This window comes from Pseudomonas sp. B414 (assembly GCF_055408445.1).
The window spans coordinates 92,021-104,618 of record NZ_JBUZTQ010000009.1; the positions used below are offsets into that span (position 1 = coordinate 92,021).

A 12,598-nucleotide genomic window follows, 5' to 3' on the forward strand; every position below is an offset into this window, starting at 1 on the left:
ATCCTTGAGGACCGCCATGTTCAGCCGTGATTTGACACTTGCCAAGTTCGACGCCGACCTTTTTGCCGCCATGGAGCAAGAAGCTCAGCGCCAGGAAGAACATATTGAGCTGATCGCTTCGGAAAACTACACCAGCCCAGCGGTCATGGAAGCTCAAGGCTCGGTTCTGACCAACAAATACGCCGAAGGCTACCCAGGCAAGCGCTACTACGGCGGCTGCGAATACGTAGACGTGGTTGAGCAACTGGCTATCGATCGTGCAAAAGAGCTGTTCGGCGCCGATTACGCCAACGTTCAGCCGCACGCCGGCTCCCAGGCCAACAGCGCCGTTTACCTGGCCCTGCTGTCGGCTGGCGACACCATCCTGGGCATGAGCCTGGCTCACGGCGGTCACCTGACCCACGGCGCCAGCGTTTCGTCCTCGGGCAAGCTGTACAACGCCATCCAGTACGGCATCGACGCCAATGGCCTGATCGACTACGACGAAGTCGAGCGTCTGGCTGTTGAGCACAAGCCAAAAATGATCGTGGCCGGTTTCTCTGCCTACTCGCAGATTCTGGACTTCCCACGCTTCCGCGCAATCGCCGACAAGGTTGGCGCCTACCTGTTCGTCGACATGGCTCACGTAGCCGGTCTGGTGGCTGCTGGCGTTTACCCGAACCCGGTTCCATTTGCTGACGTAGTGACTACCACTACCCACAAGACCCTGCGCGGTCCACGTGGCGGCCTGATCCTGGCCAAGGCCAACGCCGACATCGAGAAAAAGCTGAACTCGGCTGTTTTTCCGGGTTCGCAAGGTGGCCCGCTGGAGCACGTTATCGCCGCCAAGGCCGTGTGCTTCAAAGAAGCTCTGCAACCAGAGTTCAAGGCTTACCAGCAACAAGTGGTGAAAAACGCGCAGGCCATGGCTTCGGTATTTATCGAGCGCGGCTTTGACGTGGTATCGGGCGGTACTGAAAACCACCTGTTCCTGCTGTCGCTGATCAAGCAGGAAATCTCCGGTAAAGACGCTGACGCCGCTCTGGGCAAAGCCTTTATCACCGTCAACAAAAACTCCGTACCGAACGATCCACGCTCCCCGTTCGTTACTTCGGGTCTGCGTTTCGGTACCCCAGCTGTTACCACTCGCGGCTTCAAAGTAGAAGAATGCCGTGAACTGGCTGGCTGGATCTGTGACATCCTGGCTGACATCAACAACGAAGCCGTTATCGACGCCGTTCGCGAGAAAGTCAAAGCCATTTGCGCCAAGCTGCCGGTATACGGCAACTAATTGTAAATAGCTGAACAAGAAGCCCGGCTTTCAAGCCGGGCTTTTTATTGCCCATTTATTTTGAAACATACAAGCCATCGCCTCAGAGCCATTACAACCTAGTCTGAAATTTATGTTTATCATCAACAGCAGAGTTCAGACAATGGCTAACGACACTCAACAATCCTTTATCGCCACCTTACAAGTACCGAACCATAATCTTCATCTTCTAGGGACACTGTATGGCCAGCCCGTAATAGTGACTGACTTGCTCGGCAGCGGTGGTTTCCACTCCGGCAAGCCGCAGACCAGAGACGACTCAGGCGCCATTGGCATTGAGCCCCATGCTAAGGGCGGGGTAAAAGCCCCGCTCAAGCTTTACTTCCGGCATACCACCATGGGATATGAAATACATATTAAACACACCGGCCGTTATGACCGGCACAGACTGGCAAAAAACCATACGGACGCACTCTACGCGAGAAGTCCGACACTTAAAGACCCTCTTAATTTCACATTACTTGATCCCAACAATACGGTGATTACAGGGAGCACTTTAAGCAAAGCTCATACACTCATCACACTAAAAACCCACAACAACAGGTATATCGGCGCAAAGAGAGACAAGGGTTCGCCCTACGTGTATCTGGGAGAAACGACCGAAAACCATAAGATGATATTTCTTTTAAGTGTTATTGAAAGAAACGTGCCTTATTAACTCTCAATCATTTTCTCTGTGGGAGCGGGCTTGCCCGCGATGGTATCGACTCGGGGTATCTGAAAAACCACATCGCCTGAATCGCGAGCAAGCCCGCTCCCACAAAATGTATGGGCTGCAAACGCCAGCCCAATACGTTCAACAGGTGGCAGCCCACTGACTATAGGCGCCGAGCTTGTGACGCAGCAATTGGCAAAGCTGTGCGAAAAACCTGCTATTTCCGTGAGGCCAAAAAATCAAAAGCCATCACTCGGGCCCCAGCCGGGTAAACACCACCACGCTTTCCTACGCCTCATCCAAAACCATTTTTTTCAAGAAAAGGCTCAAGCCCGCGGTATTAAGCACAACCGGTAAGACCGGATTGGTTCATGTCTAAATATTCACTTGCAAACCACGAAAATCCCCACCTACACTGATCACGAACTGGACATACCGGTAAGACCACAATAATTAAGTTCTGCAGCCACTGCCCCCGACGCACCGCTGTCAGAACACTGCCAGGATTCCTCCCATGATCAGATGGTGCTCGCGCTCAATCTTCTTCCAGGTGGTAATCGGACTGTTGCTAGGCGTTGTCTGTGGCCTGACACTCCCCGAGTACTCCGCTCAACTCAAGCCCTTGGGCGACGGCTTTATCAAACTGATCAAGATGTTGATCGGGCTGATTGTCTTCTGTGTGGTGGTCAGCGGTATCAGCGGCGCGGGGGATCTGAAAAAGGTCGGGCGCATTGGCTTGAAATCCGTGATTTATTTTGAAGTACTCACCACTATCGCGCTGATTATCGGGTTGGTTTTCGCCTTCAGTACGGGCATCGGCCACGGTGCCAATATCCATCTTGAAGAGCTGTCCAGGGCGGACATGGGCGATTTAGCCCAACGCAGCGAGCAGATGCACACCACTTCCCAGTTCTTGATGGACTTGATTCCGACCTCTGTGATTGGCGCCTTTGCAGACAACAATATCCTGCAAGTGCTGCTGTTTTCAGTACTGTTCGGCAGCGCATTGAATCTGGTTGGCGAGGCCGCATCCGGCATTTCGCGACTGATTAATGAGCTGAGCCATGTCATCTTCCGCATCATGGGCATGATTGTGCGCCTGGCGCCTATCGGTGTGTTCGGCGCCATCGCCTTTACCACCAGTAAATATGGCCTGGATTCGCTGCAACATCTTGGTAGCCTGGTGGGCTTGTTTTATCTGACCTGTGCAGCCTTTGTTTCAGTGATTCTGGGGCTGGTCATGCGCGTGTCCGGCCTGCGTATCTGGCCCCTGCTCAAGTACCTGCGCGAAGAACTGACCATCGTGCTGGGTACCGCTTCATCCGATGCAGTCTTGCCACAAATCATGCGCAAGCTTGAGCATTTGGGTATCGGCAGCTCAACGGTTGGCCTGGTGATTCCGACCGGTTACTCCTTTAACCTCGACGGGTTTTCGATTTACCTGACACTGGCCATTGTCTTTATCGCCAACGCTACCGGTACTCCGCTGGCCATGACCGATTTACTGACCATATTGCTGGTGTCGTTGATCACGTCCAAAGGCGCCCACGGCATACCCGGCTCGGCCCTAGTGATTTTGGCCGCTACCCTGACCGCCATCCCGGCGATTCCGGTGGTGGGCCTGGTGCTGGTGCTGGCGGTGGACTGGTTTATGGGCATTGGTCGGGCGCTGACTAACCTGATTGGTAACTGCGTCGCCACAGTCGCCATCGCTCGCTGGGAAAAGGATATTGATGTGCAGCGCGCCAATAAAGTGCTGTCCGGCCAAGCGGGGTACACCTTCCAACCGCTCAAGCCTGTGGTCGTTGTCGGGCCGCGAGAGTTTTGACCTTTCTTTAAACGTTTATGTTGCCCATGGAGCGAACCGTGATCACCTCGTCAACCGTTGTAAATTCAGTCGTAGAAAAACTCAGGGCGGCCTTGGCACGAGGTGAATGGCGCTCCGGGGAAATGCTGCCCGGGCAACGGGAACTGGCTGAAAAGCTGGGTATTAGCCGCCCCAGCCTGCGCGAAGCGATCATTGTGCTGGAAACATTGGGTTTGGTGCGCACGATGCCGAGCAAGGGTGTAGTGGTGCTGCAAACCCATGCTGGCATCGCCCAGAGCCAGGAGCATGCGGTTGCCGACGCAAGCCTGGAAGACGTGCTGCAACTGCGTTACACCCTTGAGCCCTTTATTGTCGGGCTGGTCGCACAATCGATCAGCAGCAAGGAAGTGGGGCAGTTGCGCCTGACCCTGATGGACATGCGCGAAGCCCTGGAGGCAAATGACAGCGAAGCCGGGGTCAACGCCTATATCGCGTTTCACGAAGAACTCTTTAACCTGACCTCCAACCCGATTTTCCAGAGTGTGGTGCAACAAACCAGCAACGCCCTCAAACAAAGTGCGCAAGTACTGCGCAACTCACCGGAACATCTGGCGGAGCGGCTTGAAGAAAACGAGGCAGTGGTACGTGCCATTCGCGCAAAAAACAGCGCTTTGGCCAGTGCCGAAATGCGCCGCCATATTCTTCGGGAAGGTCAGCGTATGGGTATCGAGCTCAATATTCCTGACGACAACCTGGGCAGCTGAATACGTTTCAAACCGGAGACCGGCCATGAATTCATTCGCTTTGCTACAACCCTGCACATCACTGCCCTGCCCCCCGTCTCAAACCGGCACACAGTGGGCAGATGACATTTATACCCGCTTGCTCGACGCCATTGTTGAGCAACGCCTGCCTCCCGGCTGCCGGCTGACCGAAGAGGGTTTGGGGCAGATGTTTGGCGCCAGCCGCGCACAAGTTCGCGATGCGCTTTCACTGTTGTCTTATCAGCAGATCATCACGATGCACGCTAATGCTCACACACGGGTTGCGGCGCCTACTGGCGAGCAAATCAGACAAGCCCTGCATGCCCGCCGACTGACTGAAATGGCCTTGATTCCCATGGCCTGCAGGCAGCCACAAAAGAACGACTTGCAACATCTGCAGCAGTTGCTTGAAAGCCAGCATCAATCAGAGACGCAAAACTTTCGAGGCGCGGCGATTCGTTTGGCAGGGGCCTTTCATCTGCACCTGGCACAGATGGCCGGGAATGCGCCGCTGGCGTATTTCCTGGGCAATCTTGTGCCCCTGACGTCACTGGCGATTGCACACCATGACACGGTCTTGACTGGTACATGGCAACAACAGGCGGCGATTGCCCAAGCGGTTGAAGCGCAAGATGAAACAACCGCCGTGAAGCTGATGAGCCAGTATCTGGATGATGTGGTACTTCGTTGCACGCCAGTAGCGCAGATCAAAGGGTTAACTCTTCTGTGATAGCTAAAAGCCCCTAACCCTCTCCCGGAGGAAGAGGGTTAGAGTGAGGGTCAGCCATCACTCAAGCCCCTAGCCGGGCAAAGCCTTCGCGAATCTTGGCTTCTGGCAAATCATCAGCAATAAACACCATCACGCTTTCACGCGCTTCACCTGCGACCCACTCGGTGTCCCAATCAAAGCCGTAGAGCTTGAGCACGCCCTGAAATACCAGCCTGCGATCTTCACCGGCAATGCTCAGTACACCTTTGTAGCGCAGCAATTGCTTGCCGTGCTCTTCCAGCAGTTCGTTCATAAAGGCGCTAAGGCTGTCGATATCCAGCGGTTTATCAGTGCGTAGCACCAGGCTGGAAATACGGTCGATGGACGCCGCAGGCTGCACCGGGCGCAAGCTCAGGCCACCACCCAGGTCTGCGTTGAGGTTAAACCCGCGCACATCAAGCAACTCAGCCAGGTCAATCTTGCCGTGCTCAACCACGCGAATCGGCGCACGGCGGTTGATACGGGTCAGGCGTTCGCTCAGAGCCTCAAAGCAGGCGTCATCCACCAGATCGCGTTTGCTCACCAACAGTCGGTCAGCAAAGCCAATTTGCGCCTGGGCGATAGTCTGGCTCAGGTGAACATCGGCGTGAGCCGCGTCTACCAGGGTGATGATGCCGTCCAGCAGATACCGCTCACGCAGTTCTTCATCAATAAAGAAGGTTTGCGCCACCGGCGCCGGGTCGGCCAGGCCGGTGCATTCGATCACCAGGCGGTCAAAGGCGATCTCACCACTGTCCAGGCGTTCAAGCAGCAGGTACAGCGCTTTGGTCAGGTCGGTGTGGATGGTGCAGCATACGCAGCCATTGGCCAGGGTCATAACTTGTACCGGCTCGTCGCCCAGCAGTTGGGTGTCGATCCCGGCATCGCTGAATTCGTTTTCGATTACGGCGATTTTCAGGCCGTGCTCGGCCTTGAGCAGGTAGCGCAACAAGGTGGTCTTACCGGCACCCAAAAAACCGCTGAGGATGGTGACGGGGATTGGAGAGGTCATGCAGTGCCTCCTTAAAAATAACGTCAAAACAAATGTGGGAGCGAGCCTGCTCGCGATTCTGGCGACACGGTGTGACTGACACACCGCGCCGCCCTTATCGCGAGCAAGCCCGCTCCCACAGACTTAAGCCCGGTGCCCCGCTAACGGATCAGCAGCACTTGGGCCCGCCCTTGCCGCCGTAACGCGCCTCCTGGCGTTCACGAAAGAACGCCTCGTAGGTCATTACCGGCTTGTCCGGGTGCTTGGTTTGCATATGCTCGACGTAGTTGTCGTAGTCGGGCATGCCGACCATCAGGCGTGCGGCCTGACCGAGGTATTTACCGAGGCGACTCAGGTCATTGAACATGGTTGCAATCCTCTATCAAGCATCCGGCATGGCTTGGTACGGCGACTCTTTATCCGTACGTTCTTTGCTGCCCCATGCAGCGACACCCACTTTGATCGCAAAGAACAGAATGCTGAACACCACGAACAGGAACAGCACGGTCAGACCGGCGTTGGTGTAGGCGTTGATGATCACATGTTGCATCTGGTCGATGTTTTTCGCCGGGGCGATTACCTGGCCCGCTTTAAGTGCCGTGCTGTACTTGTCAGCCAGGGCCAGGAAGCCGACCGCCGGGTTGGCGTCGAACAGCTTGATAAAGCCTGCGACAGTGGTGCAGATCAGCAGCCATACCGCTGGCAGCATGGTCACCCAAATGTAGCGCTGACGCTTCATTTTGATCAGCACAACGGTCGCCAGCATCAGCGCGATACCCGCCAGCATCTGGTTGGAGATACCGAACAGCGGCCACAGGGTGTTGATACCGCCCAGTGGGTCGATCACGCCCTGATACAGCAGGTAACCCCACATCGCCACACACAGGCCGGTGGCCAGCAAGTTGGCGCCCCAGCTCTCGGTACGCTTGAGTGCAGGCACAAAGCTGCCGAGCAGGTCTTGCAACATAAAGCGACCGGCACGGGTACCGGCGTCAACCGCCGTCAGGATAAACAGGGCTTCAAACAAAATGGCGAAGTGATACCAGAACGCCATGGTGTTTTCGCCCGGCAACACGTTGTGCAGGATCTGGGCGATACCCACCGCCAGTGTCGGAGCACCGCCAGCACGGGCCAGTACGGTGGTTTCGCCGATATCCTTGGCCAGCGCGGTCAGCGCATCCGGGGTAATGGCAAAGCCCCAACTGCTAACAGTCTGGGCCACAGTCACCACATCACCGCCGACGATGGCCGCCGGGCTGTTCATGGCAAAGTACACGCCCGGTTCGATCACCGAAGCAGCAACCATCGCCATAATGGCTACGAAGGATTCCATCAGCATGCCGCCGTAACCGATGTAACGGGCGTTGCTTTCGTTATCCAGCAGTTTGGGTGTGGTACCCGAGGAAATCAGTGCATGGAAACCCGATACCGCACCGCAGGCAATGGTGATGAACAGGAACGGGAACAGGCCGCCTTTCCAGACCGGGCCGGTGCCATCGGTGAACTGGGTCAGCGCGGGCATTTTCAGCTCGGGCATGGTGACCAGAATGCCGATTGCCAGGGCAACGATGGTGCCGATTTTCAGGAAGGTCGACAGGTAGTCACGGGGTGCCAATACCAGCCACACCGGCAGCACTGCCGCAACAAAGCCATAACCGATCAGCATCCAGGTGATTTGCGTACCGGTAAAGGTGAACACCGGCGCCCACTCCGGGCTCGCCGCAATCTGGCCCCCCAGCCAGATGGAACCGAGCAGCAGCAACACGCCGACAATGGAGATTTCACCGATGCGGCCCGGGCGGATGTAGCGCATGTAAATGCCCATAAACATCGCGATCGGGATGGTTGCCATCACCGTAAACATGCCCCACGGGCTTTCGGCCAGGGCCTTGACCACGATCAGCGCCAGCACCGCGAGGATGATGATCATGATCAGGAAGCAGCCAAACAGTGCGATGGTGCCAGGCACCTTGCCCATTTCCTCGCGCACCATATCGCCCAAAGAGCGACCGTTGCGGCGAGTAGACATGAACAGGACCATAAAGTCCTGTACCGCACCGGCCAGCACCACACCGGCGATCAGCCATAGCGTACCCGGCAGGTAGCCCATTTGCGCGGCCAATACCGGGCCGACCAGAGGACCAGCGCCAGCGATGGCGGCAAAGTGGTGACCAAAGAGAATGTGTTTGTTGGTCGGCACATAGTCCAGACCGTCGTTATTGAGCACCGCAGGCGTTGCGCGGCTGGAGTCCAGTTGCATCACCTTGGTGGCGATAAACAGACTGTAATAACGGTAAGCAACCAGATAAATGGCAACAGCTGCCACTACGATCCACAAGGCGTTGATCGCCTCGCCCCGGCGTAATGCCACTACGCCAAGGGCGCAGGCTCCTACAATTGCCAGCAGCAGCCACGGAATGTGGCGTAGCAGGCTATTTTTATTATTCATTTTTTTAATTCCGGCCAGTTGGACAAGAAAGACTGCTTCCGGAGTTTAGCGCTCTTGGCTCTAAAGACCAGCCCCCAACATTGGTCTAGAGCCTTCTTTTGCGGATTTTTACTGTGCAACGCCGCTGTCTGCCCCGGCACGCTGACCAGGTTTCGCAATCAACCCTTGCAGATTTTTTTACACATTTGAAAGCCTACTCGAACAACGCATCCAGCGCCTGTTCCAGACGGGTCACGCCAATCACTTTCAGGCCCGGTGGCGACTCTTTAGGGGCGTTGCCCTTGGGCACAATGGCGCGCTTGAAGCCATGTTTAGCCGCTTCTTTAAGCCGCTCCTGGCCGCTTGGCACCGGCCGCACTTCACCTGACAGGCCGACTTCACCGAACACCAGCAGGTCGTGGGGCAACGGACGATTGCGCAAACTGGACATCACGGCAGCCATCAGCGCCAGGTCAGAGGCAGTTTCCAGAACTTTGACCCCGCCTACTACGTTCAGAAACACATCCTGATCGTGAGTAGGAATACCACCGTGGCGATGCAGGACCGCTAGCAACATGGCCAGACGATTCTGGTCCAGGCCCAGAGTCACCCGGCGCGGGTTAGACATATGGCTGTCGTCCACCAGGGCCTGCACTTCCACCAGCATCGGGCGGGTGCCTTCCCAAGTGGCCATCACTACGCTCCCAGGGACTTCTTCCTGAGCACGAGTGAGGAAAATAGCCGAGGGGTTGGAGACTTCTTTCAGCCCCTTGTCAGTCATGCCGAATACACCCAGCTCATTGACTGCGCCAAAACGGTTTTTCACCGCCCGCAGCAAGCGCAGGCGACCGTCGGACTCGCCTTCGAAATACAGCACGGTATCGACCATATGCTCCAGCACGCGAGGCCCCGCCAGCGCGCCTTCTTTGGTCACGTGGCCCACCAGGAAAATCGCCGTACCGCTGGACTTGGCATATCGCACCAGCAATGCCGCACTTTCGCGCACTTGCGATACGCCACCGGGCGCCGATTGCAGTTGTTCGGTGAAGATGGTCTGGATCGAGTCGATCACCATGACCTTGGGCTTTTCCAGCTTGGCAGTGGCAATGATGTTTTCAATACAGGTTTCAGTCATAACCTTGAGCTGGTCCTGCGGCAACCCCAAGCGCCGGGCGCGCATGGCCACTTGCTGTTGGGACTCTTCGCCGGTGACATACAGCGCAGGCATGCGCGTGGCCATCTGACACAAGGTTTGCAGGAGGATGGTGGACTTGCCGATACCGGGATCACCACCGATCAACACCACCGAACCGTCTACCAGGCCACCACCAAGCACACGGTCCAGCTCGCCGGAAGCCGTGGAGAAGCGCGGAATTTCAGCAATGCTGACTTCGGCCAGGGTTTTGATCTGGGCCTGCTGCCCGGTCCAGCCGGTACGACCACTGGGTGGCGCGGCGGCGCCGCTTTCAACAATGGTTTCCACCAGGGTGTTCCAGACGCCGCACTCGCCGCACTGCCCGGCCCACTTGGGAAAGGTTGCGCCGCACTCGGTGCAGCCGTAAATGCGCTTGGGCTTGGCCATCTGAACTCCACGGAAAAACCGCGATGATAGCCCACTGAGGCTGGATCAGCGCGACACCGGCATGCGGATTTCACCTTTGGCCAGCCGGGCGGCCGTATTGCCCGATGTATCCTCGGCATTCAGGTCAGCGCCTTTACGGGACAGGTCGTCGAGCAGTTCAACCCGCTTGAACAGGCCGGCGTACATGGCAGCGGTCTGCCCTGCGCCATTGCGCTGGTCAGGATTGCAATCGGTCGCCATCAGACGGTGGGCGATTTTCAGTTCGCCTTTGAAAATCGCCCCCATCAGAGCTGTGTTACCGCGCTTGTCTTGCACACAGGCATTGGCGCCTGCTTTAAGCAAATGCTCGACCGCCTCTGGCTGGCCGTTGTAGGCCGCGAGGATCAGCGCGGTGTAGCCCTTGCTGTCTTGAATGTCGAGGGTGTAACCGGACTCGATAAAGGTATCGAGCATGGCCACGTCACCCCTGCGGGCTGCGTCGAAATAGTAGTTCTGCAATTGTGTTTGGACGTCGGGCTCTTCGGCCTGGCTCAGGGCGCTGACAAGCAACAAGGCCAGGGAAATAATAATGCGCATGGATGCAGTCCTCCTGAATACCCCCTGAGCCCTTGTGGGTGCCAGCTTGCCTGCGATGCACGCGCCGCGGTCTGATTGGTAACCGCAGTGATGCCATCGCGAGCAAGCCCGCTCCCACAAGGGCGGGAGCCAGCGGTTAATCCACCAGTTTGGCAGCCAGTGCCTTGACCCGGCTCAGGTCGCCCTTGGCCACTTTGGTCACGCCGGTGCCGTACTCGGGGTCAGCCTTGTACAGGAACGACAGGATGATGTGTTTGCTTTCATCGTCTGTTGTCGCCAGCGAACCACCGAAGCTTTCAATCAGGTCCTGACGCTCTTTCTTGCTAAATGAGCGGTACAGATCACCGGCCTGCTTGAAGTTCTGCTCACGCTGAATCTTCGCCTGCTGGGTAGTACCCGACAGTGGCATTTCGCTGTAGCGCGCCGCTTGCGGCTCTTCACGCGCAAGCAAACGGCTCGGCTGGTAGTTCACACCCGAGGTGGTGTGGCCCAGGTTCATGGCGCCGTCCTGGTTGCCATTGTTCACCGCTACCCGAGGGGCGTTGATCGGTAGTTGCATGGCATTGGCGCCCAAGCGGTACATCTGGGTATCGGCATAGGAGAACACCCGACCTTGCAGCAAACGGTCTTCAGATGGCTCGATGCCTGGCACCAGATTCGCCGGAGCCATGGCCACCTGCTCGGTTTCCTGGAAGACGTTGGCCGGGTTGCGGTTCAGGACCATTTGCCCGACTTTGCGCTCAGGTACGTTGGGCCAGATTTTGGTGGCATCCAGCGGGTCAAAGTCGAAGGTCTTCAAATCTTCAGGCTTGAGTACCTGCACGTACAAATCCCACTTGGGGAAGTCGCCCTTGTTGATGTGCGTGACCAGATCGTTGGTCATATGGCTGTAGTCCTGGCCCTGAACCTGTGTCACTTGTTTCGGGTCAAGGTTGTTCAAACCCTGCAGGCTCTTCCAGTGAAACTTCACATAACGCACGTCGCCCTTGGCGTTGACCAGCTTGTAGGCGTGTACGCCGTTACCGTCCATTTCACGGTAGCTGGCCGGGGTGCCCGCGTTGGAGTACAGCTCGGTCAGGGTACGGGTGGCTTCCGGGACATGGGAGAAGAAGTCGAAACGGCGTGAGTCATCATCCAGGTTGGTGCGCGGGTCCGGTTTGAAAGCGTGAACCATGTCCGGGAACTTGATCGCATCACGAATAAAGAAGGTAGGAAAGTTATTGCCTACCAGGTCCCAGTTACCGTCAGCGGTATAGAACTTGGTGGCAAAGCCGCGTGGGTCACGCAGGGTTTCGGGCGAATGGGCACTGTGTACAACGGCCGAGAAACGCACAAACACCGGGGTGGTTTCACCTTTGGCAAACACCTTGGCCTTGGTCAGGTCGCTCAGGTCATTGGTGACGGTGAAGGTACCGTGGGCGCCTGTACCGCGAGCATGTACGACACGCTCCGGGATACGTTCACGGTCAAAGCGCTGAAGTTTCTGCAGTAACTGTACGTCTTGCAGCAATACCGGGCCGTTGGCCCCTGCCGTTTGCGAGTTCTGGTTGTCACCGACAGCCGCACCGTTGTCACGGGTCAAGGTTGCAGCATGGGCCGAAACCGAAAGCAGGCTGGCGCTTAAAACACATAGCAGGCGGCGCTGTGAAAGCGTTCCGAAGCCTAAGGGAGTGGTCATGCGTAAGTCCTCTGATTATTGGTTGCGCAATTGGGCGCTGAGCAAAGGCTAGAGGCCTGC

11 protein-coding genes are annotated in these 12,598 nt (G+C 56.8%); 5 read left to right on the top strand and 6 right to left on the bottom strand.

All coding sequences use genetic code 11. From position 1 onward, the window contains the following. Positions 1–16 precede the first annotated feature (16 nt). The 5 genes from glyA (at position 17) to ACZRMH_RS10490 (ending at position 5,265) form a co-directional block, all read left to right on the top strand. Positions 17–1,270 carry a serine hydroxymethyltransferase gene (glyA, locus tag ACZRMH_RS10470; protein WP_095023422.1) on the top strand — a complete coding sequence of 418 codons (1,254 nt, stop codon included), beginning with the start codon at positions 17–19 and terminating at the stop codon, positions 1,268–1,270. 142 nt (positions 1,271–1,412) lie between these two features. Further along, on the top strand, positions 1,413–1,967 hold the full coding sequence (locus tag ACZRMH_RS10475) for a hypothetical protein (RefSeq protein WP_464013377.1): 555 nt from the start codon (positions 1,413–1,415) through the stop codon (positions 1,965–1,967). A 511-nt stretch (positions 1,968–2,478) separates the two neighbouring features. After that, positions 2,479–3,792 (top strand): C4-dicarboxylate transporter DctA, encoded by a 1,314-nt coding sequence (locus tag ACZRMH_RS10480; protein ID WP_464013378.1) that lies wholly within the window; start codon positions 2,479–2,481, stop codon positions 3,790–3,792. Positions 3,793–3,830: 38 nt separating this feature from the next. Continuing rightward, the gene (locus tag ACZRMH_RS10485) at positions 3,831–4,535 is read left to right on the top strand and encodes a FadR/GntR family transcriptional regulator (RefSeq protein WP_464013379.1); all 705 of its coding nucleotides are present in this window, start codon (positions 3,831–3,833) and stop codon (positions 4,533–4,535) included. Between the two features lie 25 nt (positions 4,536–4,560). Beyond that, the gene (locus ACZRMH_RS10490; protein ID WP_464013430.1) at positions 4,561–5,265 is read left to right on the top strand and encodes a GntR family transcriptional regulator; all 705 of its coding nucleotides are present in this window, start codon (positions 4,561–4,563) and stop codon (positions 5,263–5,265) included. A 61-nt stretch (positions 5,266–5,326) separates the two neighbouring features. Here ACZRMH_RS10490 and yjiA read toward each other — a convergent pair whose 3' ends face one another. The 6 genes from yjiA to katB form a co-directional block, all read right to left on the bottom strand. Beyond that, entirely contained in the window at positions 5,327–6,295 is a 969-nt protein-coding gene (gene yjiA, locus ACZRMH_RS10495; RefSeq protein WP_464013380.1) for a GTPase, read from the bottom strand. A 148-nt stretch (positions 6,296–6,443) separates the two neighbouring features. Further along, a complete protein-coding gene (locus tag ACZRMH_RS10500) occupies positions 6,444–6,641 on the bottom strand; it encodes a YbdD/YjiX family protein (protein ID WP_003443968.1) in 198 nt (65 codons plus the stop codon). Between the two features lie 15 nt (positions 6,642–6,656). Next, positions 6,657–8,723, bottom strand: a complete 2,067-nt coding sequence (locus tag ACZRMH_RS10505; protein WP_464013381.1) for a carbon starvation CstA family protein — start codon at positions 8,721–8,723, stop codon at positions 6,657–6,659. 193 nt (positions 8,724–8,916) lie between these two features. Next, entirely contained in the window at positions 8,917–10,284 is a 1,368-nt protein-coding gene (radA, locus tag ACZRMH_RS10510) for a DNA repair protein RadA (RefSeq protein WP_019824057.1), read from the bottom strand. Between the two features lie 45 nt (positions 10,285–10,329). Next, complete coding sequence (locus tag ACZRMH_RS10515) at positions 10,330–10,860, bottom strand: ankyrin repeat domain-containing protein (protein ID WP_464013382.1); 531 nt, start codon at positions 10,858–10,860, stop codon at positions 10,330–10,332. A gap of 136 nt (positions 10,861–10,996) precedes the next feature. Next, entirely contained in the window at positions 10,997–12,538 is a 1,542-nt protein-coding gene (gene katB, locus ACZRMH_RS10520; protein ID WP_464013383.1) for a catalase KatB, read from the bottom strand. Between the last annotated feature and the right edge of the window lie 60 nt (positions 12,539–12,598).

Bases quoted from the DNA above. Each gene is read 5' to 3' on its own strand.
- ACZRMH_RS10505 (WP_464013381.1), bottom strand. From the start codon at position 8,723: ATGAATAATAAAAATAGCCTGCTACGCCACATTCCGTGGCTGCTGCTG.
- ACZRMH_RS10475 (WP_464013377.1), top strand. From the start codon at position 1,413: ATGGCTAACGACACTCAACAATCCTTTATCGCCACCTTACAAGTACCG.
- ACZRMH_RS10490 (WP_464013430.1), top strand. From the start codon at position 4,561: ATGAATTCATTCGCTTTGCTACAACCCTGCACATCACTGCCCTGCCCC.
- ACZRMH_RS10480 (WP_464013378.1), top strand. From the start codon at position 2,479: ATGATCAGATGGTGCTCGCGCTCAATCTTCTTCCAGGTGGTAATCGGA.
- katB (WP_464013383.1), bottom strand. From the start codon at position 12,538: ATGACCACTCCCTTAGGCTTCGGAACGCTTTCACAGCGCCGCCTGCTA.
- yjiA (WP_464013380.1), bottom strand. From the start codon at position 6,295: ATGACCTCTCCAATCCCCGTCACCATCCTCAGCGGTTTTTTGGGTGCC.
- radA (WP_019824057.1), bottom strand. From the start codon at position 10,284: ATGGCCAAGCCCAAGCGCATTTACGGCTGCACCGAGTGCGGCGCAACC.
- ACZRMH_RS10515 (WP_464013382.1), bottom strand. From the start codon at position 10,860: ATGCGCATTATTATTTCCCTGGCCTTGTTGCTTGTCAGCGCCCTGAGC.
- ACZRMH_RS10500 (WP_003443968.1), bottom strand. From the start codon at position 6,641: ATGTTCAATGACCTGAGTCGCCTCGGTAAATACCTCGGTCAGGCCGCA.
- glyA (WP_095023422.1), top strand. From the start codon at position 17: ATGTTCAGCCGTGATTTGACACTTGCCAAGTTCGACGCCGACCTTTTT.